The sequence below is a fragment of the Sphingobium nicotianae genome, from assembly GCF_018603885.1.
Lineage (GTDB): Bacteria > Pseudomonadota > Alphaproteobacteria > Sphingomonadales > Sphingomonadaceae > Sphingobium > Sphingobium nicotianae.
On sequence record NZ_JAHGAW010000010.1, the window covers coordinates 39,580 to 64,463 of the forward strand.

Sequence of the window (24,884 nt, forward strand, 5' to 3'; positions counted from 1 at the left end):
TCATGCCCACCGTACGCGACGCGGCCTATGCGATCTTCCGGCACTTCGGAGTCGATGCGCTGTTTGGCAATCCCGGCTCGACCGAGCTGCCGATGCTACAGGCCATGCCCGACGACATCGCTTATGTGCTCGGTTTGAACGAAGCGGTGGTGGTGGCGATGGCGGATGGTTACGCGCAGGCTACGCGCAGGCCGGCCCTCGTCAACCTTCACTCGGCGGCGGGCACCGGCAACGGCCTCGGCAGCCTGTTCACGGCCTATCGCGGCGGCGCCCCGCTCGTGATCACGGCAGGGCAGCAGGCCCGTTCTCTCCTCCCGCAGGACCCTTTCCTGGGTGCCGAGCGCGCCACCGAATTTCCGCGGCCTTATGTCAAATGGGCCGCCGAGCCGCTGCGCGCCCAAGATGTGCCGGCCGCTCTGGTTCGCGCCTTCCACATCGCCATGACGCCGCCGACCGGCCCTGTGTTCGTCTCCATCGCGGTCGACGACTGGGACCGCGAGTGTGTCATGCCAGCGCTGCCTCGCCTCTCGCTGACGACCCTGCCCGACCCTGCCGGCATCTCCGACATCGTCGCGCTGCTTGACCGGGCGAAGCGGCCCGCGCTCGTGCTGGGCTCGGGGATCGCACGATCCGGCGCATGGAACGAGGGCATCGCGCTGTGCGAGAAGACCGGCGCGGACGTGTGGATTGCGCCGCTCACCGGGCGGGAGGTCTTCCCCGAGCATCACGATCGCTTTGCCGGATTCCTGCCGGGCTATGAGGAGCGCCTCGTACAGACCCTCGCCGCCTATGACGCCGTGGTGGTTGTCGGCGCCCCCGCCTTCACCTGGCACGCAGAGAGCCAGGGCGTCGAGTGGCCGGCAGACCTCTCGCTGGCGATGCTGAGCGAGGATCCGCAGCATCTCGCGACGCTGCGCGGGGGCATTGGGGTGCTGGGCGACGTACGCGCCGGCCTCACTGCTCTGGTCGCGCAGGTCTCGGTGCGGGAAACGCCGACTTCCCCTGCCAGGCTGCCTCCCTCGCCGCCAGCCCCCGCCATGACGCCGGCCTATGCCATGGCGCGGATCGCCGCGCTGCGCCCGCACGGCGCCATCGTCATCGAAGAGGCCCCGACTGCGCGAGAGGCCATGCACGACCACCTCCCGATCACCGACGCCGGCGGTTTCTACACGACGCCCGCTGGCGGGCTCGGCTATGGACTCCCCGCCGCCGTGGGAATCGCGCGCGCCCAGCCCGATCGAAAAGTCATCTGCCTTCTCGGTGATGGTTCATCCATGTACACGAGTCAGGGTTTGTGGAGCGCCGCCGATCAGCACGCCAATGTGAGCTTCGTCATCCTCAACAATGGCGGCTATGCCGCGCTCAACAACTTCGCCCGCCGTTTCGGGCTCGATCAGCTCCCTGGAACCGCGGTGGAAGGCCTCGATTTCATCGCCCTCGCGGCTGCGCATGGCGTCCCCGCGCGTCGCGTCGTCCAAGCGGACGAACTCGACTCTGCCTTGCTTTGGTCGCTCCAAGTGCAAGGTCCGACCTTGGTGGAGATCCGACTGGCCTGAGGCCGGCATGTCGGGCTGGCGGCTCCAGGATGCCAATGCCGGCGGATCTGAGCCAAGGCCTCATTTGCGATAATGCGCCGTGCGAGAAATTAGGAGGACGCAGACATAGAATCCTTATTCCTTGCCTCCGGCTTTCAGCAAGTCTCGGATCGGCCGGCCTGCGAACCGGGCGGGTTGGTAGCCGGTAGCCTGGCGAATGATGAGGCCTCGGTTGATAGCTTCGGACACGCCGAGTTCGCGGGCCTTGTAGAATGATTCTATGAAGGCCGTAGTCAGATGCATGTCCGCCTGAGCAATGTGATCCGCCAACTCGAGCGCCCGCGCCATTAGGCGACCTCGGGGTATGATCTCGGAGATCAGACCGAGATCAAGCGCGCGCTGCGCCGTGATCGGTTCATACGGGCCAAGAAGGAACATTCGCGACACCGCTTCTTGCGGGACTTTGCGCGCCATCTCTATCGGCTCGATCACGGGCACCGCGCCGCTGCGATGCATGTGCATGTCGCAAAAGGTCGCATCTGGAACCGAGATGCAGATATCGGCATCAAGCAGGAAGTGCAGGCCGGGACCCACGACGAAGCCGTTGATGGCGGCGATGACGGGTTTCCAGCACCGGTTCTGCTTGGCGGTATAGGTGCGGATGCCTTCATCGCGTCGCAGATAGGCCGAGGGCGGTTCGCGGCGGTAGCTCGCCGTGTCCGCGCCGCCGCAGAAGACCGTGTCGCCGGTGGCGGTGAAGATCGCGACGCGCAGCCTGTCGTCGGCCCGGAACGCGAGCCAGGCGGCGGCCAGCTCGCGCTGACTCTCCTGGTCGATCAGATTGTCCCGCTCCGGCCGGTTGAGCGTGATGACGCAGACGGGCCCCTCCACCGCGTAGGTCAGGGTCCGGAAAGCCGGCGGCCCCGCCCCCTCGGCCCCGTCCGCGCTAGCGATCATGGGCACCGCCGTACTGACGATCAGAAGCGTTCGGCGTGACAGTGCGGTCGTCGATTTCCTCCGGCGTCAGAAGCGGCTCCCCGCGGAAATGCCGGCGGACATTCTCGCGCAGCTGGCCGATCATGTCGGTGCCCGCTTCGACCGTGAAGCCGCCCAAATGCGGAGTCAGGACCACATTGGGCAGGGCGCGCCAGATCGCCGCGTCGACCGGCTCTTGCGCGAACACGTCCACCGCCGCGCCAGCAATGCCGCCCGAGCGCAGGGCGGCGAGCAAGGCCGGCTCGTCGACCAGGAAGCCGCGCGAGACATTGACCAGCACCCCTTGCGGCCCCAGCGCCGCGAGCACATCCGCGTCGATCTGCCCCATGTTCTCCGGCACGGCCCGGCTCGCGACGATGAGGATGTCGCTCCGCTCAGCCAGCGCCAGCAGGCTTGGCGCCCGCGCGAATTCGACCCCGGCCTTCTCTCTCGGGCCGTACCAGCCGACCTGCAGCTCGTGCGCCGCGAGACGCCGGGCGATGGCAAGGCCGATGCGCCCGAGCCCGACCACGCCCGCGGACCGCCCGCGCAGCGAATGACGCGGCGGCAGTGACTCGCGCCAGCGCCCGTCGCGCACATCACGGTCCGCCGTCGGGATGCGGTGCCACAGCGCCAGCAGCAGCGCGAGCGCATGATCCGCTACATCATGCGCGTTGACCCCTGCCGCCGTAGTGAGTGTGATGCCCCGTGCGTGCAGATGGGCAAGGTCGATGCCCTCATAGCCTGTCGAGAAACAGGCGACGAGACGCAGGCACGGCAGTGCGTCGATGAGCGCGTTGGGCACCGCCCCGCCGGTCACGAGCACCTCGACCTGCGCCGCGATGCCCGGCGGGATGCCGTCCGCGACGTCATCAGGCGTGAAGACCGGTGCCGGGAGGTCGATGGGGCCGAGCCGGTCCACAAGGAACCGGCTATGGATCAGGATGGCGCCCCCGCTCATTCGCCCGGCTGCGCGATGCCGAAGCGCGCGCGCGCTTCCTCGACGCTCGCCGGGGTCAGGCCATAGAAGGCGGCAATCTGCGCGGCGGCGCCGACCATGTCGCGATTATAGGTCGCGACCTTGCCATCGGGCAGGTGAATGCCGTCCTCGAAACCGACCCGCACCAGATCGCATTTCATCGACAGGCCGAGCGTCACGAGCGGGAACATGTGCCGCCCGGTGCCGGTGACGCCTACGATCGCCTGTGGAAACAGCCGCTGTCCCTCGTCGATGGAGAAGATGATGTTGCGCGGGTAAGGCGGGGTCGAACCGAAGCCGCCACCATGCAGCAGCCACATGTTCTTGCGGTGCCGGTCGAACAGGCCCTCCTCGGCATAGCGCAGCAGCCGGTGCAGCGAGCTCGTCTCGATCACTTCATATTCGAGCGCCGAGCCCTTCGCGTAGACCGCCTTGATCGTCTCGCGCAGCAACTCGGGCGAGTTCACATAGGGTGTTTCGCCCGGATATCCGCCCTCGGGATTGTGGAAGTCGGCCGATCCGGCGGCAATGCCGAATAGGTCCTGCTGCGGCTCGATGGACAAGAGGCCGAGTCGCTCCCGGTCGTCGGGCCAGTAGAGCTGGCCGGTCTTGGGATCGCGCCGCACTCCGATGCCGTTGGTGGTCTGCACGAGGATTGGCGAGCGGGCGCGGATCTCCCGGATGATCTGCGCATAGATCTCCGGATCGCCGCTGTTCTTGCCGTCCTTGTCGCGGGCATGGACATGCACCATCGCAGCGCCCGCCTCCCAGCAACGCGCCGCTTCCTCGCCGATTTCATCGGGCTGCTTGGGCACGATCGCGCCCTCGCGATCCTGCTGCATGCCGCCATTGATGGCGACGGTGATGATGACCTTATTTCCTTCGAGCATCGCATCCTCCGCTGTGGCCGTGACCGATGGCGGCTCGCTGCCGGCCCGTCTGTCCTCTGGACACCGGACAGCTGTCTGTCCTCTGCCGAGAGGACGACGCCGTCCGCGCGGACATGCGAGACCCTCGCCCCGGAGAGGCGGGCCATGACAACATCCCACAGCGCGGCGCAGACGAAAAGCGATCCTGAACAAAAGGACGCGATGGACATGGCCGTCATCGGCATCTGTTCGCTCGCCTATCTGCTCGACGGGATCGTCTTCACGGTGATGGGCCCGATGGCGCCGGAAGTCGCGCAGGCGCTGTCGCTGAGCAATGCGCAGCTCGGCCCGATCTTCTCGGCCAATCTGATCGGCCAGTGCCTCGGCCTCGTCCTGTTTCCGCTCGTCAGCCAGCGCACCGGGCATCGGCCGATCGTTATCGGCACGCTCATCGGCTTCGGCTTGTTCCAGGCGGCGAGCGGGCTCGCGGCGAGCGCGGGCCAGCTCTTCTGGCTGCGGCTCGCGACCGGATTCTTCCTCGGCGGCTCGCTGCCCAGCTGTCTCGCCATGACCACGGCCGCCGCACCCCCTCACCGGCGCGGCCTCGCCATCACCATCCTGTTCACCGGCTATGCCATCGGGTCGACGGCGGCGGGCCTCGTCCCCGCCCTGTTCGTCAATCTGGGCGGCTGGCGCGTCGCGATGGCGGGGGTCGGATTTGTGTGCCTGGCATTCGCCGCCGTGGCATGGGTGTGGCTGCGCGAACCGCGCGTCGAGCAGGCCGGGAGCGCGAGGTCGCCCGGCGGCGCCAAGCAGAGCGTGGTCGCCATCTTCCGCCCGCCCTATCTCCTCGGCACGATCGCGCTGTGGGTGCTGTTCATCTCGATGCTGACGCTGAGCTATTGCCTCAACAGCTGGCTGCCCATCATGCTCGTGCAAGTCGGCCGCGATCCCGCGCTGGCCGCAATGTCGGTCTCCATCTTCTCGTTCGGCGGGATCGTCGCGGCCCTGGGCGTCGGGCTGCTCATCGATCGCTTCGGCGCTCGGCCCGTGCTGGGCAGCTTCCTCTCCCTCGCCGCCGTGTTGCTGTTCGCCATCGGCCAGGTGCTCGCCACCGCCTCGACCGGCCTGCTGCTCGCGCTGCTCGTCACCTGCGGCTTCTTCGCGCTCGGTGCCTATGGCGGCGTGAACGTGGTGCTGGCGGGCTTCTATGCGCCGCCGGTCCGGGCGCTCGGCATCGGCGTCGCCAAGAGCGTCGGACGGGTGGGCACGGTGCTGGCGCCGATCATGATCGGCCTGGCGCTTACCGCCGGCGTGGCGGAAACCAAGGTCATGTCGCTCTTCGCGCTGCCGGCCGCGCTCGCGGCCCTCGCCCTGATGATGATCGCGGCACCAAAGCATGATATGGCCACTGGCGCGGGCACCGCGGAGCCCAAGGAGGGATCTTGACCACTATCCAGCAGATCAGGGACTGGCGGGCGCCCACGACGATGTGCGCAACCTATGAGAAGCTGCTGGCTGCTATCGGCACGCAGGAATTCGGGTCGACGGTGCGCGATTCGGTGTTCTCGGTCACCTCCGGTGCACGGCGGCTTTATTTGTTCGAGGCCTCGGGCCGGATCGATAACTGTCTGGTCTACAGCTGCTGCGAACCCGGCCTCGCCGAGCTTTTCCCGCTCTACGAGAAGAACTATCTGCCGCTCGACCCGGTACAGGATGCCTATCGCGCGGCACCGACCTGCAGCGATCTCGTCTTCCAGCGCATTCTGCCCTCCGATATCGCCTCGGCCGGCTTCCGCCGGCGCTTCTTCGACGAGCCCGGCATCATCGAGCGCATCTCCATCGTGCAGCGAGGCGCGGAGCGCTGGCGCGGCATGAACATCGCCCGCCATGCCAGCGACGGCTATTTCTCGGAAGGCGAGTTGAGCTCGCTCATCGATCTTGCGTGCCTCACGCTGCCGATGCTGCCGGTCAATCGCGAAAAGGCCGATGGCGCCGTGCGCCAGCTCAACGTCGGCCAGATCGAGGAGCGCTTCGCTACGCGCTATGGGAGCCTCACCCCGCGCGAGCGCCAGGTCTGTGCCCGTGCCGCGATCGGCATGACGGTGGAAGCGACCGCGCTCGACCTCGGCATCGCCAAGACCTCCGTGCTGACCTATCGGCAGCGCGCCTATCAACGCCTGCGCGTCTCCAGCCCCTATCAGCTCTGCTCGCTGGTGAGCCACTGAGCGCGCGCCCGGCGCTGCGCTTCCGTGCGCGCCTGTCCTCTAGCTGACGGACAGACCCGCGCCGAATCCCTCCCTAGCTGCTGCGTCAACGCAGAAGAATATCGGGAGGGTTTCGTGAGACTATGGATTGAGAGCGTTTCAGTCGCGGCGCTCGCCGCGCTGCTCGCCGTACCGGCGATCGCACAGGACGCTGCCCCGCCGTCAGGCGACGCAGCGGGGGCGGACGCCGGTCTTGCCGACATCGTGGTCACCGCGCAGCGCCGCTCGGAAAATCTGCAGAAGGCCGCGCTTTCCATCGTCGCCATGTCCGGCGACACGCTGAGCGCGCGGGGCGTCAACAATATCGACGCGCTGGCCCGGCAGACCGCCGGCGTCGAGATCCAGCCGAGCGGCGGCCCCTACACCACCTTCACCGTGCGCTCGGTCAGCAACCTCAGCGGCAACGCCTTCTCCGATCCGTCGATCGCGGTGAACATCAACGGGGTCTATCTCGCGACGCCGACCACCTTTCGCGGCCTGTTCTACGATCTCGACCGGGTCGAGGTGCTCAAGGGTCCACAAGGCACGCTCTACGGCCGCAACGCGACCGGCGGCGCGATCAACCTCATCGCCGCCAGACCCAAATTCACCTTCGGCGGCACGATGGGCATGACGGCCGGCAATTACGGCCATGTCGATTTCAACGCAGCACTCAACCTTCCGCTCTCGCAGACCGTCGCCATCCGCATCGCCGGGCAGCATGCCGAGCATGGCGGCTATATGAGCCTCGGCACGAACGACGAGCTGCTGGACGCGGTGCGTGGATCGCTGCTGATCCAGCCGAGCGCCGATCTCTCCATCCTGCTCTGGGGCGATTTCGCGCATGAGGGCGGCAAAGGGCCGGGCGCGACGCTGCGCAAGGCCTGCTCGGCGCTGGGGCGGGCAGGCACGAGCTGTTTCGTCGCCGACCCCTGGACCGATGTCGGCGACCTGCCGAGCTTCTATACATCGGCCGGCATCGCCGTGCAGACGCGCAATCCCTATCTCGACAACGACTATTATGGCGCGGGGCTCAACGTCGACTGGACGACCGCCATCGGCACCGTTTCACTGGTCGGCGGCTACCGCAAGGCGGACGTGCGCTACAACAGCACGGCGACGAGCTGGCAGATCCTCGAGAATCAGCATCCCGAGCAGAAATCGCTGGAGCTGCGCCTCGCATCGCCGGACAACAGCCGCCTGGGCTACGTGCTCGGCGCTTATTATCTCGACACCGAGATGCACGCCCGCGCAAATGGCGAGAGCGCGACGGGACGCAATTACAGCGACCAGTTCACCAATCTTTCCGGCTGGACCGGCGCGCTCTTCACGCAGCTGAGCTTCGGCCTGACCGACAGTCTCCGGCTCGTCGGTGGTGCGCGCTACACCTACGAGAAGAAGAACTCGAACAGCAATCGCTACCGCCTGTCGGTCGTCGGGCCGGACCCGGTCATTCCGCCGGGGCCGACCGGTCCGGTGCTCAACAGCATCATCGGCTCGCGCGAATGGAACAGGGTGAACTGGAAGGCCGGCTTCGAGCTCGATGCCGGGCCGCGCAGCCTGATCTATGCCAATGCCAGCACCGGCTTCAAGGCCGGCGGCTTCTATTACGGCCCGCCCGGCTTCACCACCTACGAGCCAGAGGAGGTCACCTCCTATGTCGTCGGATCGAAGAACCGCTTCCTCGACAACCGGCTGCAGTTCAACGTGGAGCTGTTCTATCTCGATTATGCCAACCAGCAGGTGAGCTTCGTCAAGCTGATCAACGGATCGTCCACGCTGGTGACCGAAAATGCGGCGAAGTCGCATGCCTATGGCGTGGATCTCGACAGTCAGTTTCTGGTGACGCCGACCACCCGGCTCAGCCTGCAGGCGCAATATCTGCGCTCCAAATATGACGACTTCACCTACCTGACCCTGGGCGCGCCCCCGGCTGCGCGCACGAGCTGCATCGTCTCGGCCGGCTCGCCGCCCAACTCGGCCGTCAATTGCTCGGGGCAGACGACGCTGCGCTCGCCCAAGTGGACGCTCGTCGGCAATGTGGAGCAGACCGTCCCGCTCGCCAATGGCAGCCGGCTCAGCGGGGAAGTGAACGTCCGCTACGAGAGCGACTATCAGACCGACGTCTCCTACCTGCCCGAGGCGCTGGCCAATGCGACGGCGCGGGTCAATCTGAGCCTGGGCTACGACACCGCCAACGACGTTTTCTCCGTGCGGGCCTATGTCGACAATCTGACGGACATGACCAGCATCACCGCGACCACGATGAGCACGAGCTATCCGGTCAACCAGGCCTTCGGTGTGCGTCTGCTGCCGCCCCGCACCTACGGCCTGCGCGTGCAGGTGAAGTTCTGATGGCGCAGGAACAGGACTCCCGCGAGGCTGCCGGCCTCGCGATTCTGGCCAAGCTCGGCTGGGGCGAGAATGAGGGCGTCCGGGAGCTGGACGAGGATCTCTGGCGGATCATCACGGAGACCAACTTCGGGACGATCTGGTCGCGGCCGGGCCTGTCGCTGCGCGAGCGGGAGCTGATCTGCCTCTCGGTGCTCATCGCCATCGGCGCCCAAGGTGTCGCCCTGCACTTCAAACACGCGCACGCGCTGGGCTTCACGCCGGAAGAGCTCAAGGAGATCATCCTGCAGGTCATTCCCTATGCGGGTCTGCCCAAGGGGCTGCAGGCGATGGCGATCCTCAAGCGGACACAGGCGGGCGAGGAGCCGAAATTATGACCAACATCATGGCTTCGAGCCCGACCGGGGCGGGCCCCTGTTCGGACGCCGAATGGCAGGTCCGCGCAGACCTCGCGCTCGCCTACCGGCTGGTCGATCATTTCGGCATGACCGACCTCATCCACACCCATATCTCGGTACGGGTGCCGGACGAGGAGGGCCATTTCCTCCAGCTTCCCTATGGCCACCTCTTCGGCGAGGCCCGTGCCTCCGACATGGTGAAGTGCGACGTGGCGGGCGGGATCATCTCCGACCCGACCGGACTCGGCATCAGTCTGGGCGGCTTCTGCATCCACAGCGCGATCCACATGGGCACGCCCCGCGCCGCATGCGTCATGCATGCGCACACGGAGGCGACCATCGCGGTGAGCAATTACCGCGACGGGCTGCTGCCGCTCAGCCAGCATGCGCTGCGCTTCTATGGCCGCGTGGGCTATCTCGATTATTGCGGCGCCTTCGACACCCAAGCCAAGCGCGACGCCCTGCCGCAGGCGCTCGGTGACGGCGACGTGCTGATGCTGCGCAATCACGGTCCGCTGGTGATCGGCGCGAGCGTGGCCGAATGCTTCTCCCGACTCTATTATCTTGAGCGGGCGTGCCGGATCCAGATCGCCACGCTCTCCGCCTGTCGCGACACTGCGCGCGAGTTGGTCTGGCCGAGCGAAGCGGACTGCGCCTTCATGTCCCGCGCCTTCCAGGGCGGGGAGAGCGTTATCGCGCGGGAATGGAATGCGCTTAAGCGTTTGATCGAAGCCGGGGAGATGGATCGGGTGGTCCCGTCACCTTGAACCGCCCGGGGTTTTCTGGAGGCTCCAACTTCTGAACAAGTGGGGCCGTTATGAGCAAGATGACGAACAAGTTTGCACCCGAGGCCGGGCAGGAGCGGTGCGGATGGTGGTCTTCCAAAGGAAAGCTATCGGGGCGGTTTCTGAGGAAGCGTCAAAGCCCGCAAATGACCGCCCCTCTCTCGTGCAGGGCGAAAGCGAGCGACTGCGCTGGAAAAGCACGCCGGTTCCGGATCACAGAACCGGCGTTCTCGCCCGATAGATCAGAACTTGACGCGCAGGTCGGCCATGACCTGCCTCGGCGCCATGATACTGAACTGATCGTCAACGCCATAGGCCTTGCCCGCCGAGATGTCGTAGATCACCCGCTTGTCGAATATGTTCGATATGGTCAGGCCGATGCGCGCGACTTCGCCGATTTCCTGGCTGATCGCGAACTCGCCGATGCTGTAGGGAGCGATGCGATAGTTGCGCGGGTCCGTGGCGCCAACCGTTGCCTGGGTGGCGTAGGCCGGGCCTGTGAACTTCTGGTTGTAGGAGACCCGCAAACCGTCTTTGTGGTAGATGAACCCGGCGGCTGCCGTGCTGAATGGGGCCTTGGCGACCTGAGCGCCAGTCGAGACGCTTTGGGCATAATTATAAGAAGCATTGGCGAACAGCGTCAGCCCGGCGATCGGCATATAGGCGACCGAGCCCTCGAAGCCGCGGTAGTGGACCGCACCGATGTTTATCAGGAGCGTGGTATCGCAGCCAACGGTGGTGCAGGTACCGATCTTGTTGTTGACGTCGATCAGATAGGCGTCGGCATCGATAGAGATGCGTGCTCCATGCCACACCGTGCCGATCTGATAGTTGGTTGAAGTCTGCGGCTTGAGGTCCGCCAGCGCGTTGGTGAGTGCCGCTGTCGGTCGCGAGTAGAAGCTCGACAGGTCAGGGATGTACATGCCCTGCGCATACTCGCCGTAGAACGACCAGCCCGACGCGACCTGCCAGTTTGCGGTCAGGAATGGCAGGGTCTTGGTCCAGGTCGCCGAAAGCTGGATCGGCGTGCGCGACTTCTGGTTGACCAGCGCGTCGATCGAGCGCTCGAAGTGGACGTATTTGACGCCCGGCGTGATGGACAGCCCCTCGGTCGGGCGGAGTTCGAACTCGCCGAAGAGTTCGAATTGGTTCCAGCCCGAGTTCTGATCGTACGCGATGTTGGCAAGCGCGGTCGAAGGCTGGGCGCTGTTTGCGGCGGTGCCATCGGCAAACTTCTGATCGTAGCTGGGCAGCCCGGTGTTCCAGTCGAAGTCGTAAGTGTGGCGCCAGGAATCCGAATGCTCGTACCAGCCGCCCAGACGGATCTTGCCGATGCTGAAGTCGTAGTTGAGTTGGCCGATATAGCCGTAAGCGCGGTACTTATTGAGCTTGTCATAGCCCGGTACGTCGCCCGTCTTGGCGATCGCCTTGTAGGGCGAGGCAGCCGTCCCCGCTCCACTGAAACCGGTGATCACCGTCACCGGCTTCTGAGCAAAGACGGTCACCTTGTTGATCGCATCGTAGCCTGCCGCAAAGGTGCCGTTGCCGGTCAGCGTGTGGTTGGTGTAGCCGAACATATAAACCCGGTTATCCATCGAGAACCCTGAGCCCAGGTCGCTCTGCAGGCGCACATAGGAGAAGTCGGTTGTCTTGTCGGTGCGGTTGTACTTCCAATAATCGACCTGGGTCGGGTCATCGCCCAATCCATAGTCAATACCGTGCATCCCGATGTTGGACGTTGGAGCGCAGTTGTCGAGCGTCAGCGTGGTGCCGGCCGGTGCGGGATTTGCGGTCGTATAAGCACCGCAGGTCGCACCCTTGAGGGTGTCGGACTGATAGTAGTGGTTGCGATTGAGCGTGCTCATGACCGTGAGCGTGCTTGACCCGATCGGGATCACGCCCTTGGCATAGATATTCTTTGACTCGACGGGCGAAAAGGTCTGCGCTCCGTCGGATTTCAGATACTCGGCGCTGACGACGAACTTCGCGTCGTCCAGCGACGCGACCTTGCCGGTTTGCACGGTCGCGCGGCCGATGAAGCTGTTGAAGCTGCCATAAAGGCCCTGGAATTCGACGCTGCGCGTATCGCCCGCAGCACGAGAGTAGAGATTGATATTGCCGCCATAGGTCGCCTGGCCAAGCTGGCTGGCGTTGCCCGGACCTCGGTCGACGACGACCGTTTCAATCGTGTTCGACGGGAAGAAGGCCGTCGAGTGGTGTGTGGGATTGTTCGTGTCGGAGAAGGGGATCGAATCGTACGTGACGTTGTATTCGCCGTCCTGGAATCCGCGGATCGATGCCTTGGTCTCGGTGAAGCCGGTGCCGTTGCTGTTGCCGGTGAGATTGACGCTGGGCGTGAGCGCAATGAGCGTGAAGAAGTCCGCGCCGGCGTTGGCGTTGTCGATATAGTCTCGGCTGACCGCGGACTGCGGCTGCGTTGTGGTCAGCGAGCTGGTGATCGGTGCGTCCTGGGCCGTCTTTGATCCCGTCACGATGATGTCGGCGCTGGTCAGCGAGAATCTGTCATTCGCTTGGCCAGCTTGGTTCGCGCTGGTGGCCTGCTCGTCACCGGCCGTGTCGGGCACAGAGTCGGTGGCGGCGGCGAACGCGGCGGCAGGAATCGCGAACGCGATTGTACCGGCCGCGGCAAGAAGCGCGGCGCGAAGAGCGGTGGTCTTCATATTCATCCTCATTGGCTGAAGTCTGGTGGACGGGCGCGCTGCGCCAGCGGCTGACATCACCGATGCAATCGCTTCGGCACACGGCAAGGCGGGGCACACCGCCAAAGCGGGTGCCGCCGTGGAGATGGCGGTCATCTGTGGTTCCCTCTTCTTTTGGATCGCGGCGCTCAGGCCCGTCCTTCTCGCCGCGAGCTAGGTCTGGGCTATGACAGGTCTGTGACTCTGGGGGCCTACGGCTGGCGACACCGGCCAACATTACAAACTTAGAATGTTGCCATCATCTCCACGTCACACCTCGCGTGTGAAAGCCGGTGACCGCCAAAACCTTGGCGGCCTCCTTCTTGATGGACTCTTGAGCGATGCGCCGTTGGCACAAAATCCTCGCCCCCTGGTTTGCCCTGATCCTCGTCATAGTCGCGTTTACGGGTGTCGTGACGCAGGTGACTTCAACCCTCGACACACCTCCCCCGACACAGGCGACATCGCCCAGAATCGGGGAACATACGCGCTCGAAAGTCGAGCGTGAGAAGCGCTCCGCACTCGGTGAGTGGAACCATTGGTTCAAGAAACTGCATTCCGGCGAGGCTCTCGGACCAATCGGCATTGCAGCGAACGCCATCAGCGGTCTGGCGTTGCTCTTTTTCGCCGGCTCGGGCTTCTGGATGTATCTCTCGATGTGGCTCAAGCTGCGGCGGAATCGGCGTCGACGGGTAGGATGATCCCGTCATTGGCGGGGATGTGAACTCTCACCTCCAATCCGGGCCACCGGTTCGAGAGATCCAAACTTCCCTTATGGAAACGGGCGATGGCGCGCGCGATGGCAAGGCCGAGGCCTGAGCCGCGCACTTTCGCACTCGCGGAGCCGCGCTGAAAAGCCTGCGTAACGCGAGCCAGGTCGGCAGCGGGCAAGCCCGGCCCATTATCGCAAATGGTGATCACAGCGTCTCCGGCATCTCGCGCCAATGAGAGCATAGCGCTCGTGCCTGAAGGCGTATGCGTCGCCACATTTTCCAGCAGATTGACCAGCAGCTGATTGATGAGATCGGGGTCGCCACTGATCGTCACGTCGTCCAGCCTGCCAAGCTCGAGCCGGCTGCCATGGTCCGCGATGACCGGCTCCATGGTATCGACCACATCTTCGATCAACGGCCGCAAGGCCAAGGAGGCCATATTCGAAGGATGGCGACCGGTCTCAATCTCTGCGAGCCTCAGCAGGGCATCGAAAATGTTGATGATGGCAAGGCATTCGCGATCAGCATTTTCGAACAGGCTTGACGAGTTCTGATCGTGATGGCCGACACCGCGCGCGAGCAGACTCCGCAAGCGCGTGAGCGGTGTGCGCAGATCGTGCGCGAGATTGCTGGAAAAGAGGCGCTGCGCGCGCACGAGTTCCTCCATCCGGTCAAGCATGCGATTGAGGCTCTCGGCCTGCACGGCAAATATGCCGTCCAACCGGTCCATCGGAATGCGGTGACTGAGGTCGCCTGCGGCGATCGCGTCGGCAGTGCTTTGCGTCTCCGCGAGGCGACTCGCAGTCAAATGAGCAAACAGGAATGTCGCCCCAACACCCATGACGAGAGCGACCATCGATATTGACAGGACGACCTGGGGCAGGAGCGCGTTGAGACTCGCCGCAGCCTCGCTGTGCTGGACGATGACGAAAAGACTGCCACTTCTCAGTTTTGTCGCAAGGGCTCGACCGGATTGATACTTTGTGCCTCCTCCGAGGAATTCGACGTTGGAAAAGCCTGGCGCGGGCGGCGCTATATCGAGGCGGCCAGCGACCGGCGTGCCATCCTTGCGAAAAAGGAGGTAGGTTCGCTCGCTCAGAATTTTGCGGCGCTGCCAGTCAACGATCTTGGCTGCCACAGCGCGATCGGTTGCACCGGATCCGTCGAGGGACCCGAGATATTTAGCCGTGTGGTGGCGTAGCGAAGCGTCGATCCGGTTAGAGACCCAGGCATCGGCAACGCCGAACCCGATGATGCCCACCCCCAGCATGGCGACAGCGAAAGCGAAGCCGACCTCGATGGCCAGGCGTCCGACGCGATGGGTTTGAACCGTCATCAGGTGCAGCGCTCGGAGCGGAGAACGTAACCCGCGCCTCGCTGGGTTTCGATGGGATCGCAGCCCAGATCGAGCAGGGCTGTGCGCAACCTGCTCATATTGCTTTCCACGATGTTGGTCGTGGGCGAGAAGGAATAGGACCACACGCTTTCGAGGAGCATGGAGCGCGTCACAAGGCGATCGGCATTGCGGATCAGATGGGCGAGCAATGAATATTGCTTGCGGTTCAGCGCGACCGAGGCATCGCGATAGACTGCGCAATGGCTGCTCGGGTCGAGGCGGAGCCGGCCGACCTCCAGATGCGCACTATCGGAGCGCGCACTTGTTCGCCGGGCAATTGCGGAAAGGCGCGCCTCCAGCTCGTCAATGTCAAATGGCTTGGCCAGATAGTCGTCGGCTCCCACCTGAAGGCCTTCGATGCGATCCTTGACCGAGCCCAGCGCGCTCAGCATCAGCAACGGCACCTGGTCGCCCCTGCTCCGCAAATGGCCAATCACTGTCAGGCCGTTGACGTCGGGCAGCAGTCGGTCGAGAATCACGGCGTCTGGCTGTCGCTGGTCGAGCGAACGGATCGCCTCCGAACCCGTCTGGGCAAGCGTCGTGCAGTGGCCACGGTTGCGCAGGCCTGCAACGATGTGCTCGGCGATCACGGGATCATCTTCGACTATCAGGAAATGCACGTCACACGCCCTCGCGAACGCATCGCTGCTGCTTGAACGTGAATTCTTGACGTCAAAATAATGACAGTTCGACGACATACACGTCCGCCGACCCGTGCGCCGCGTCTTGTCGGCTGAGCGCGATCAAGGATCGTGTGCCGCCGCCGCGATCGGCCTGCTCTACAAGAAGCGCGCCTCGATCTCGGCGGCGGAGATGGGCTGCCAGGGCGAAGTCGGCGTTGCCTGCTCGATGGCGGCAGCGGGGCTGGCCGCAGCGCTGGGCGGCAGCAACGCACAGATCGAGAATGCCGCCGAGATCGGCATGGAGCGTAATCTCGGCCTCACCTGCGATCCGGTCGGCGGGCTCGTCCAGATCCCCTGCATCGAGCGCAACACGATGGGTGCGATCAAGGCGATCAACGCGGCCTATCTCGCCCTGCGCGGCGACGGCGGCCATGTCGTCAGCCTCGACGCCGTCATCGAGACGATGCGCCAGACCGGCCAGGACATGCGATCGCAGTACAAGGAAACGAGCCTGGGCGGGCGGGCGGTGAACGTGGTGGAGTGCTGAGGCAGGTTCATTACGTAAAGACGCCTGTTCCCGATCGAAAATAGCGCGCCAGCCTTCGCTTTTCGCGCAATGTGTCGAATATCGCGCAGGCCCCGCTCGGCGATTGGCGCGGGCGCAAAGCGCGGCCATATTGCGGGCATGTCGCTCCCTCCCCCGGCCTTTGTCGCCTTCGCCCCGCCCGTCTCTCTGCCCAAGCCGCTGCGCCGGGCGATCACCGCTGCCTATCGCCGGGCGGAGCCGGAGTGCATCGCCGCCCTGCTCCCCACCGCGACCTTGCCCGAGGGGCTGCGCGCCGACGCGCGCGAGACGGCGCGGACGCTGATCACGCGGCTGCGCGCCAAGGCCAAGGGCACCGGCGTCGAGGGGCTGGTGCAGGAATATGCGCTCTCGAGTCAGGAGGGCGTGGCGCTGATGTGCCTTGCCGAGGCGCTGCTGCGCATTCCCGACACGGAGACGCGCGACGCGCTGATCCGCGACAAGATCGCGCCGGGCGACTGGGCTTCCCATCTGGGCGGCGGGCGCTCGCTGTTCGTCAATGCCGCGACCTGGGGGCTGGTCGTCACCGGCAAGCTGGTCGATCCGGTCAATGATACGGGGCTGGGCGCGGCGTTGACGCGCCTGCTGGCGCGGGCGGGCGAACCGGTCGTTCGGCGCGGCGTCGACCTCGCCATGCGGATGATGGGCGAGCAGTTCGTCACCGGCGAGACGATCGCCGAGGCGCTGAAGCGGGCGCGGGGAATGGAGGCGAAGGGCTTCACCTACAGCTTCGACATGCTCGGCGAGGCGGCTGCGACCGCGCGAGACGCGGCGCGCTACCATGACAGCTACGAGCGCGCGATCCATGCGATCGGCAAGGCCGCCAAGGGGTGCGGGACTTATGCGGGCAACGGCATCTCGATCAAGCTCTCGGCGCTGCATCCGCGCTACGGCCGGGCACAGGCGGACCGAGTGATGGGCGAGTTGCTGCCACGCGTGAAGGCGCTGGCGGCGCTGGCCAAGTCCTACGACATCGGCTTCAATATCGATGCCGAGGAGGCGGACCGGCTGGAACTGTCGCTCGACCTGCTGGAGGCGCTGGCGCTCGATCCGGAGCTGGCGGGCTGGAACGGGCTCGGCTTCGTCGTGCAGGCCTATGGCAAGCGCTGCCCCTTCGTCATCGACTGGATCGTGGAGCTGGCACGGCGCGCAGGCCGGCGGATCATGGTGCGGCTGGTCAAGGGCGCCTATTGGGACGCGGAGATCAAGCGGGCGCAGGTCGACGGGCTCGCCGACTTCCCGGTCTATACGCGCAAGATCCATACCGATGTCGCATATGTCGCCTGCGCGGCGCGGCTGCTGGCGGCGAAGGATGCGGTGTTTCCGCAATTCGCGACGCACAATGCCCAGTCACTGGCGACCATCTATCATATGGCCGGGCCGGACTTCGCGCCGGGCGACTACGAATTTCAATGCCTCCACGGGATGGGCGAGCCGCTCTACGAGGAAGTGGTCGGCGCGGGGAAGCTCGGTCGACCCTGCCGCATCTATGCGCCGGTGGGAACGCATGAGACGCTGCTCGCTTATCTGGTGCGGCGGTTGCTGGAGAATGGCGCCAACTCCAGCTTCGTCAATCGCATCGCCGATCCCAGGGTGCCGATCGAGGCGCTGATCGCCGATCCGGTCGACGCGGTGGCGGCGATGCCGGTGCCGGGCGCCAAGCATGAGCAGATCGCGCTGCCGCCGGGGCTCTATCCGAACCGGAAGAACAGCGCCGGGCTGGATCTGAGCGACGAGACGGCGCTGGCGGGCCTGTCCGATGCACTGGCGCGAAGCGTGGCAATGCCGTGGACCGCCGCGCCGGAGGGCTTGAGCGGCACGACGCGGCCGGTGCTCAATCCCGCCGATCATCGCGATATCGTAGGCAACGTCACCGAGATGGCGCCGGACGATGCGGCGCGGGCAGTCGCGCACGCGGCTGCTTCGGGCTGGTCCGTCACGCCGGTGGCCGAGCGCGCCGCAATGCTGGCGCGCGCCGCCGATGCGCTGGAGGCGCGGATGCCGCTGCTGATGGGCCTCATCATGCGCGAGGCGGGAAAATCGGCCACCAATGCCATCTCGGAAGTGCGCGAGGCGGTCGATTTCCTGCGCTATTATGCGGCGCAGGCGTGCGCGACGCTTGGGGGCGCGACGCCGCTCGGTCCGGTGGTGTGCATCTCGCCGTGGAATTTCCCGCTCGCCATCTTCACGGGGCAGATCGCCGCAGCGCTGGTCGCCGGTAATCCCGTGCTCGCCAAGCCGGCCGAGGAAACGCCGCTGATCGCCGCGCAGGCCGTGGGGATCCTGCATGAAGCCGGGGTGCCCGCCGATGCGCTCCAGCTCATCCCCGGCGACGGCGCGGTGGGCGCGGCGCTGGTCGGCGCGGCACAGACGGCCGGCGTCATGTTCACCGGTTCGACCGACGTCGCCCGGCTGATCCAGACCCAGCTTGCGACGCGGCTGTCCCCGGAGGGCAAGGCCATCCCCTTCCTCGCGGAGACAGGCGGACAGAATGCAATGATCGTCGACAGTTCGGCCCTGCCCGAGCAGGTGGTCGCGGATGTGATCGCCTCCGCCTTCGACAGCGCCGGGCAGCGCTGCTCGGCGCTGCGCATCCTGTGCCTGCAGGAGGATATCGCCGACCGGACGCTGGCGATGCTCAAGGGCGCGCTGGCGGAATTGCGCGTCGGCCGCACCGACAGGCTCGCCGTCGACATCGGCCCCGTCATCACGGCCGAGGCGCAGGCCAATATCGAGGGCCATATCGCAGCGATGCGCGCGAAGGGGCATGCCGTGGAGCAGCTCTCGCTCGATCCGGAGACCGCGCATGGCACCTTCGTGCCGCCGACGATCATCGAGCTAACCGACATCGCCGAGCTCGAGCGCGAAGTGTTCGGCCCGGTGCTGCATGTTGTCCGCTATCAGAGGGCCGATCTCAACACGCTGATCGATGCGATCAACGCGACCGGATATGGCCTGACCTTTGGCCTGCACACGCGGTTGGAGGAGACGATCGCGCATGTGACCGGCCGCGTCCGCGCCGGCAACCATTACGTCAATCGCAACATCATCGGCGCAGTTGTGGGCGTGCAGCCGTTCGGTGGGCGCGGCCTCTCGGGCACCGGCCCCAAGGCTGGCGGCCCGCTCTATCTCGGGCGGCTTGTACAGGCGGCGCCGACCGCCCTGCCCACGCCGAATGGCCCGCCCGACGCAGCGCTGGCCGACTTCATCGCCTGGCTGGAAGAGCGCGGCGAGGCGATCGCCGCTGCGACCGCGCGCGGCTATGCCCAACGCTCGCTGCTCGGCCTGGAGCTGGAACTGCCCGGCCCGGTCGGCGAGCGCAATCTCCACGCCCTGCACCCGCGCGGCACGATCCTGCTGTTGCCCGCGACGCCCGCCGGCCTTTACCAGCAGATTGCCGCCACACTCGCGACCGGCAATCTCGCATGTATTGAAGGCATGGCGCTGCCCGACTTGCCGGATAGCGTGGCAAGGCGCCTAGCACCCCGCGCGAAGGAGCCGCTGGCCGGCGCATTGATCGAGGGCACGCCGGACCGGCTGCTGTCGGCGCTGGCAGATCTTGCCGCGCGCCCGGGGCCCGTCCTGCTCGCGCAGACCGCTTCCCCCGGAGACTGTCTCCAGGGTCCGGCCTATCGCCTCGACTGGCTGGTCGAGGAAGTCACGACGTCGATCAACACGACGGCGTCGGGCGGCAACGCCAGCCTGATGACGATCGCCTGATCTTGCACACCGCATGACCCAATCACCGGGATTCGCATCGTTGCGATGAACCGTTCACCGATTTCTACTTGTTTTCAGAATATTTTCTTTGAAATTCATAATATTATTTACATGAATTCGCGCGTTAATCGAGTTGGACGCGGCGATTTTAGCTGTTAGCTTGACCTTGTGGGTTGAATTAGTCCCGATGTCTGACGCTGGCAGGTGCGGATGCATTCGGGGTTCGGCTCGCGCTGGAGGGAGTATGTACCGTCTAGCCCGATATGATGTCGCGCGCCGTTTTGCGGATGCGCGGATACGTATCCTGATGCAGCTTCTCTTCGGCGTCAGTTGCTCGGCGGCGCTCGTGGGCCTCCTCCTGATCGTCAGGCTGTGGGTGCCGCTCTCCGCACCATTCGCCTTCATCTTCCCGGCGATCCTCGTCGCCACACTTTACGGCCGATGGCCCGCCGGCCTTGCCGCAATGATCAGCGGGATCGTTACCTTCGCCTTTTTCATTCTGCCGTCCAGCACGCCGCTCTCCTTCACATCTGCAAGCGTGTTCAGCCGCGGTGTGATCGCGGCGGTGGTCGGAAGCATGTTGCTCATCTTCGCGGAGATCTTCCGCCGCACCGTCGCCGGGAACGCCGACGCGCGCGATCGCGAGATTGAGCGCGGCGAGATAATGTTACGCGAGCTGGAGCACCGCACGCGCAACAATTTCGCGCTGGTCGCCAGCCTGCTCGACTTCCAGAGACGCCAGGCGACCACGCCGGAAGTGATCCATGCGCTCGATCATGCGATGCGACGGGTCCATACCTTCGCCGATGCCTATTCGCAGCTCGGCAGCAGGCAGAGCGCGGGCGGCGAAGTCGACATGCGACCCTATCTCGCACGGCTGCTCGATCGCGTGTCCGATGGGCTGTTCGGCGAGGAGATCAAGATCGAGAATGAGATTGCTCCGATCGCCCTGCCGAGCCGCAAGGCGGTCGCGATCGGTCTCTACGTCAACGAGGCGCTGACCAACTGCGCCAAATATGCCTTCCCGGAGGGGCGCGGCGGCACGGTCAAGGTGACGCTCGCCATGGAGGAGGGGGGATGGCGGCTGACCGTGCGCGACGACGGCATCGGCGGAGAAATAGCGACCACGCAGAGCGACAAGGGCGCGAAGAACGGTCTGGGCGCTATTCTGTTTCAGGCGCTGGCGATGCAGGCGGGGGCGAAGCACCATGTTTCCGTATCGCAGGAAGGCCGGCAACTCGATCTGATGAGCGACGGGTAGCTCATGGCCTCCCCCGCCTATGACAGAGGTCGATGTTGCGCCAGCACCAATCCTTGCCGAAGCGGCCGTTTTAGACCGGAAGCCCCACATAATTCTCGGCGATGCTGGTCTGAGCGGCACGGCTGGAGGCGATATAGTCCAGCTCGGCGACCTGCATGGCACGCTCGAACGGGCCATCCTCGGGGAAGCGATGCATCAGGCGCGTGAGTGACCAGCTGAAACGCTCGGCCTTCCAGACGCGGGCGAGCGCCCGGTCGGAATAGGCCGGGATCGCATCATTGTCGCCGCGCCGGAAGAAAGCGGTGAGCGCCTCTGCCGCATAATGGACGTCGCTCGCCGCGAGGTTGAGGCCCTTGGCACCGGTCGGCGGGACGATATGCGCGGCGTCGCCGCAGAGCAGCAGGCTGCCGTGGCGCATCGGCGCAAAAACATAGCTGCGCAGCGGTGCGATCGATTTTTCGATCGACGGACCGCGCGTGATATGCGCCGCCGCCTGCGGGCCAAGGCGGATCGCCAGCTCATCCCAGATGCGCTCGTCCGGCCAGTCCTCGACACGCTCTGTGAGCGGAACATCGATATAATAGCGGCTGCGCGTCTCGCTGCGCTGCGACGCCAGGGCAAAACCGCGCGCGTGATTGGCGTAGATCAGTTCGTGATTGCAGGGCGGCACGTCGGCGAGGATGCCCAACCAGCCGAACGGATATTCGCGCTCATATTCTTTGCCGACGCTGACTGGAATCGCCTTGCGGCTAGGGCCGTGGAAGCCGTCACAGCCCACGATTATTCGTGCATCCACGCGGTGCTGCACACCATCCTTCAGGTAGGTAACGAATGGCGCGTCGCTCTCTATATCGTGCAGCGCGACGTCCGCGGCTTCATAGACGACCTCCAGCCCGCGCCCATGCCGCGCGTCCATCAGATCGCGGGTCAGCTCGGTCTGGCCATAGACGGTCACATGCTGGCCGGTGAGACCGGCAATGTCGATGCGGATCAGCCGCTCGCCATCCGTGAGATTGAAGCCGTCATGGACCAGTCCCTCGGCCTTGAGCCGTGCGTCGAGGCCGAGACGTTCCATCAGATCGACCGTCACCCGCTCGAGGACGCCAGCCCGGATGCGGCCGAGCACATAATCCGGCGTGTGCCGCTCCAGCACGACGCAGTCGATGCCCTCTGCACGCAGCAAATGGCCGAGCAATAGCCCCGCCGGTCCCGCGCCGATGATGCAGATCTGAGTGATGACGCCTCTCCCGTTCATGCTCACATTCTTCCGCCCCCACATCGAATTTGAAAGGGACGGTTCGGACAGTCTCTGGTACAATCAGGACATGGCCGCCGAGACCGACAACGTCCCCACCTATGCGCTTTATGGGGAAAATCAGCCTCTTCCTCTCGAGGATTTCTTCCATTGCGAGACGATCGCGGTGCGCAGCCAGCGGTACAATTGGGAAATTTCGCCCCATCTCCACCCGACGCTGTCGCAGATGCTCTTCGTCGCGCGCGGCGAGGCCGAGGTGCAGCTGGACAAAGCCCGCCATGTCGTCCGAGGGCCGGTGCTGGTGTGCGTGCCCACCGACATCGTCCACGCCTTCCGCTTCTCGGGGGATGTCGTCGGCTTCATCGTGACGGTGTCGCGGGATTTTCTGGAGAGCCTTGGACGGCACGACATATTGCGCAAGCGGATGAAAGAAGCGGCCTTTCACCACCCGACGCCGGAGAGCGTGCGTGGACTATTGCAGATCGGCCGGCAGTTGCTGGCCGCCGAGCACGACCGGTTCGACCCCGATGGGCACAAGCTGCACCGCAGCCTCGCCGAAGCCTGGCTGCGCCTCGCCATCCGGCCCGCCGTGCCGCCGGCTCCCACCGGCGGCACGATCGCGCAGAAATTCCTGGCACTGGTCGAGACCAATTATCGCGCCCACAAACCGCTTCCCTGGTATGCCGCGCAGCTCAACTGCACGGTGCGCACGCTCACCCGGCAGAGCGAGCAGGCCTTCGGCATGCCGCCGCTGCGCATCATCAACCGGCGGCTGACGCTGGAGGCGAGCCGGATGCTGCGCGCAAGCAACATGAGTTGCGGCACGGTGGCAGCGGAGCTGGGTTTCGAGGACCCATCCTATTTCTCGCGCTTCTACCTGCAGAAGACCGGCAAGCGGCCGAGCGCCGAGAAGCGGAAAGGCGCATAGCCCCTCCCCGCGGGAAGAGGCTATGACCGCGATCGGCGATCAGATCGGATAATGGCCCGGCTCGGTCTCGATCGTGATCCAGCGCAGCTCGGTGAAGCTGTCGATGCCCGCCTTGCCGCCGAACCGGCCATAGCCCGAGCCCTTCATGCCGCCGAACGGCATCTGCGCTTCATCATGCACGGTCGAGCCGTTGATGTGGCACATGCCGCTCTCGATCTTGCGGGCAAGCTTGAGGCCCTTGGCGATGTCCCTGGTGAAGATGGCGGCGGAGAGGCCATATTCGGTGTCGTTGGCCAGCTCGATCGCATGATCCGCGTCGCGCGCGCGGATGATGCCCACCACCGGGCCGAAGCTCTCGTCGCTGAACAGCTTCATGTCGGTCGTCACCTTGTCGATGACATGAGCGGGCATGAGGACGTTGGAACTGGTATCGCCGCCGGTGAGTTGTTCGGCACCCTTGGCAAGCGCGTCGGCGATCAGGCTCTGGCAATGCGCCACCGTCTTGGCATCGACCACGGCGCCCAGCGGAGTGGTGCCCACGGCGGGATCGCCCACGGCCATCGACTTCGCCTTGGCGCCGAACTTGGCGGCGAACTCATCGGCGACCGCATCGACCACGATGATCCGCTCGGTGGACATGCAGATCTGGCCCTGATTCATGAAGGCACCGAACGCAGCGGACTTCACCGCCTCGTCGATGTCGGCATCCTCCAGCACGATGAGCGGCGCCTTGCCGCCCAGCTCCAGCAGCACGGGCTTGAGATGCTCCGCCGCGCGCTTGGCGATGATCTTGCCGACCGCCGTCGAGCCGGTGAAGTTGATGCGCTTGACCTGCGGCGCGTCGATCAGCGCGCCCACCACGTCGCCCGCATCGGCCGGGGCATTGGTCACTACATTGACGACGCCGTCGGGGAAGCCCGCCTCGGCGAACGCCTCGATGATCAGCGCATGGGTGCGTGGGCAGGTCTCGCTGGCCTTGAGGATCACGGCGTTGCCGCAGGCGAGCGGCACGGCGATGGCGCGCACGCCCAGGATGATTGGCGCGTTCCAGGGCGCGATGCCCAGGATGACGCCGACCGGCTCCTTGAGGGCCATGGCGAGACAGCCGGGTTTGTCGGACGGGATCACCTCGCCGGTGATCTGCGTGGTCAGCGCCGCCGCCTCACGGATCATCGAGGCGGCCAGGCCGAGATTGAACATCGCCCAGCCGGCGGTGGCGCCGATCTCACCCATCATCGCCGCGACGAACGCATCCTTCTTCGATTCGAGCGCAGCAGCCGCCTTCATCAGGATCGCCCGGCGCGCGTTCGGTCCCATCGCCGCCCAGACCGGAAAGGCTGCGCCAGCCTTTGCCGCGATCGCCGGGATGTCGCTTGCCTTCATCGCGGGCGCGCTCGACGCCGTCTCGCCGGTCATCGGGTTGATACGGGTGAATTCCATCGTGCCTCTCCTGCACTGGTTGCCAAAGTCGGGCGCGACATTGCATCGGGCGATGCCGCCAAGTCCAGCCCGTTGCACAGGAAAACCTTGTTATGCAATGCCACGCCCGCACCGGACGTCGACATGC

Annotated in this window: 18 protein-coding genes and 1 pseudogene; 11 read left to right on the top strand and 8 right to left on the bottom strand. The window is 65.3% G+C overall.

Translation table 11 applies throughout. From position 1 onward, the window contains the following. Window positions 1–2 precede the first annotated feature (2 nt). Window positions 3–1,556, top strand: a complete 1,554-nt coding sequence (mdlC, locus tag KK488_RS15125) for a benzoylformate decarboxylase (protein WP_214624540.1) — start codon at window positions 3–5, stop codon at window positions 1,554–1,556. Window positions 1,557–1,670: 114 nt separating this feature from the next. On the opposite strand, the gene KK488_RS15130 is transcribed toward mdlC, so the two are convergent. From KK488_RS15130 to KK488_RS15140, 3 genes are read right to left on the bottom strand one after another with little or no spacing between them, the layout of a single operon-like run. Continuing rightward, window positions 1,671–2,426: an enoyl-CoA hydratase/isomerase family protein gene (locus tag KK488_RS15130; protein WP_214624541.1), complete on the bottom strand. Its 756-nt coding sequence runs from the start codon at window positions 2,424–2,426 to the stop codon at window positions 1,671–1,673. 55 nt (window positions 2,427–2,481) lie between these two features. Beyond that, window positions 2,482–3,471, bottom strand: coding sequence for an NAD(P)-dependent oxidoreductase (locus KK488_RS15135; RefSeq protein WP_214624542.1), 990 nt, complete (start codon window positions 3,469–3,471; stop codon window positions 2,482–2,484). Further along, window positions 3,468–4,379 carry a beta-keto acid cleavage family enzyme gene (locus tag KK488_RS15140; RefSeq protein WP_214624543.1) on the bottom strand — a complete coding sequence of 304 codons (912 nt, stop codon included), beginning with the start codon at window positions 4,377–4,379 and terminating at the stop codon, window positions 3,468–3,470. Before KK488_RS15140 ends, KK488_RS15135 begins: the two co-directional genes overlap by 4 nt. 144 nt (window positions 4,380–4,523) lie before the next feature. On the opposite strand from KK488_RS15140, the gene KK488_RS15145 reads away from it, so the two are divergent. The 5 genes from KK488_RS15145 to KK488_RS15165 all read left to right on the top strand — a co-directional run bounded on the left by KK488_RS15145 (window position 4,524) and on the right by KK488_RS15165 (window position 10,121). Further along, on the top strand, window positions 4,524–5,807 hold the full coding sequence (locus KK488_RS15145; RefSeq protein WP_214624544.1) for an MFS transporter: 1,284 nt from the start codon (window positions 4,524–4,526) through the stop codon (window positions 5,805–5,807). Next, window positions 5,804–6,586: a helix-turn-helix transcriptional regulator gene (locus KK488_RS15150; protein ID WP_214624545.1), complete on the top strand. Its 783-nt coding sequence runs from the start codon at window positions 5,804–5,806 to the stop codon at window positions 6,584–6,586. The genes KK488_RS15145 and KK488_RS15150 overlap by 4 nt, the downstream gene beginning before the upstream one ends. Before the next feature lie 114 nt (window positions 6,587–6,700). Beyond that, window positions 6,701–8,959, top strand: coding sequence for a TonB-dependent receptor (locus KK488_RS15155; protein WP_214624546.1), 2,259 nt, complete (start codon window positions 6,701–6,703; stop codon window positions 8,957–8,959). Next, window positions 8,959–9,333: a carboxymuconolactone decarboxylase family protein gene (locus tag KK488_RS15160; protein ID WP_214624547.1), complete on the top strand. Its 375-nt coding sequence runs from the start codon at window positions 8,959–8,961 to the stop codon at window positions 9,331–9,333. The genes KK488_RS15155 and KK488_RS15160 overlap by 1 nt, the downstream gene beginning before the upstream one ends. Continuing rightward, complete coding sequence (locus KK488_RS15165) at window positions 9,330–10,121, top strand: class II aldolase/adducin family protein (RefSeq protein WP_214624548.1); 792 nt, start codon at window positions 9,330–9,332, stop codon at window positions 10,119–10,121. The genes KK488_RS15160 and KK488_RS15165 overlap by 4 nt, the downstream gene beginning before the upstream one ends. A 260-nt stretch (window positions 10,122–10,381) precedes the next feature. On the opposite strand, the gene KK488_RS15170 is transcribed toward KK488_RS15165, so the two are convergent. Next, window positions 10,382–12,820: a TonB-dependent receptor gene (locus tag KK488_RS15170; protein ID WP_214624549.1), complete on the bottom strand. Its 2,439-nt coding sequence runs from the start codon at window positions 12,818–12,820 to the stop codon at window positions 10,382–10,384. A gap of 359 nt (window positions 12,821–13,179) precedes the next feature. Between KK488_RS15170 and KK488_RS15175 the strand changes: the two genes are divergently transcribed. Next, the gene (locus KK488_RS15175; RefSeq protein WP_214624550.1) at window positions 13,180–13,539 is read left to right on the top strand and encodes a PepSY domain-containing protein; all 360 of its coding nucleotides are present in this window, start codon (window positions 13,180–13,182) and stop codon (window positions 13,537–13,539) included. Here KK488_RS15175 and KK488_RS15180 read toward each other — a convergent pair. Then, complete coding sequence (locus tag KK488_RS15180; RefSeq protein ID WP_214624551.1) at window positions 13,502–14,887, bottom strand: HAMP domain-containing sensor histidine kinase; 1,386 nt, start codon at window positions 14,885–14,887, stop codon at window positions 13,502–13,504. The genes KK488_RS15175 and KK488_RS15180 overlap by 38 nt on opposite strands. Further along, entirely contained in the window at window positions 14,887–15,567 is a 681-nt protein-coding gene (locus tag KK488_RS15185) for a response regulator transcription factor (protein ID WP_214624680.1), read from the bottom strand. Before KK488_RS15185 ends, KK488_RS15180 begins: the two co-directional genes overlap by 1 nt. A gap of 139 nt (window positions 15,568–15,706) precedes the next feature. Here KK488_RS15185 and KK488_RS15190 point away from each other — a divergent pair. The 3 genes and pseudogenes from KK488_RS15190 to KK488_RS15200 all read left to right on the top strand — a co-directional run. Beyond that, window positions 15,707–16,117, top strand: a pseudogene (locus KK488_RS15190) (L-serine ammonia-lyase, iron-sulfur-dependent, subunit alpha); the annotation flags it as partial. A gap of 138 nt (window positions 16,118–16,255) precedes the next feature. Next, window positions 16,256–19,873 carry a trifunctional transcriptional regulator/proline dehydrogenase/L-glutamate gamma-semialdehyde dehydrogenase gene (gene putA / locus KK488_RS15195; RefSeq protein ID WP_214624552.1) on the top strand — a complete coding sequence of 1,206 codons (3,618 nt, stop codon included), beginning with the start codon at window positions 16,256–16,258 and terminating at the stop codon, window positions 19,871–19,873. Window positions 19,874–20,180: 307 nt separating this feature from the next. Further along, the gene (locus tag KK488_RS15200; RefSeq protein ID WP_214624553.1) at window positions 20,181–21,134 is read left to right on the top strand and encodes a sensor histidine kinase; all 954 of its coding nucleotides are present in this window, start codon (window positions 20,181–20,183) and stop codon (window positions 21,132–21,134) included. A 70-nt stretch (window positions 21,135–21,204) separates the two neighbouring features. Here KK488_RS15200 and pobA read toward each other — a convergent pair whose 3' ends face one another. Beyond that, a complete protein-coding gene (gene pobA / locus KK488_RS15205; protein ID WP_214624554.1) occupies window positions 21,205–22,389 on the bottom strand; it encodes a 4-hydroxybenzoate 3-monooxygenase in 1,185 nt (394 codons plus the stop codon). Here pobA and KK488_RS15210 point away from each other — a divergent pair. Then, window positions 22,388–23,317 (top strand): helix-turn-helix domain-containing protein, encoded by a 930-nt coding sequence (locus KK488_RS15210; RefSeq protein WP_214624555.1) that lies wholly within the window; start codon window positions 22,388–22,390, stop codon window positions 23,315–23,317. The two genes, pobA and KK488_RS15210, sit on opposite strands and share 2 nt — an antisense overlap. A 39-nt stretch (window positions 23,318–23,356) precedes the next feature. Here KK488_RS15210 and KK488_RS15215 read toward each other — a convergent pair whose 3' ends face one another. Beyond that, window positions 23,357–24,757 carry an aldehyde dehydrogenase gene (locus KK488_RS15215; RefSeq protein WP_214624556.1) on the bottom strand — a complete coding sequence of 467 codons (1,401 nt, stop codon included), beginning with the start codon at window positions 24,755–24,757 and terminating at the stop codon, window positions 23,357–23,359. Window positions 24,758–24,884: the final 127 nt, after the last annotated feature.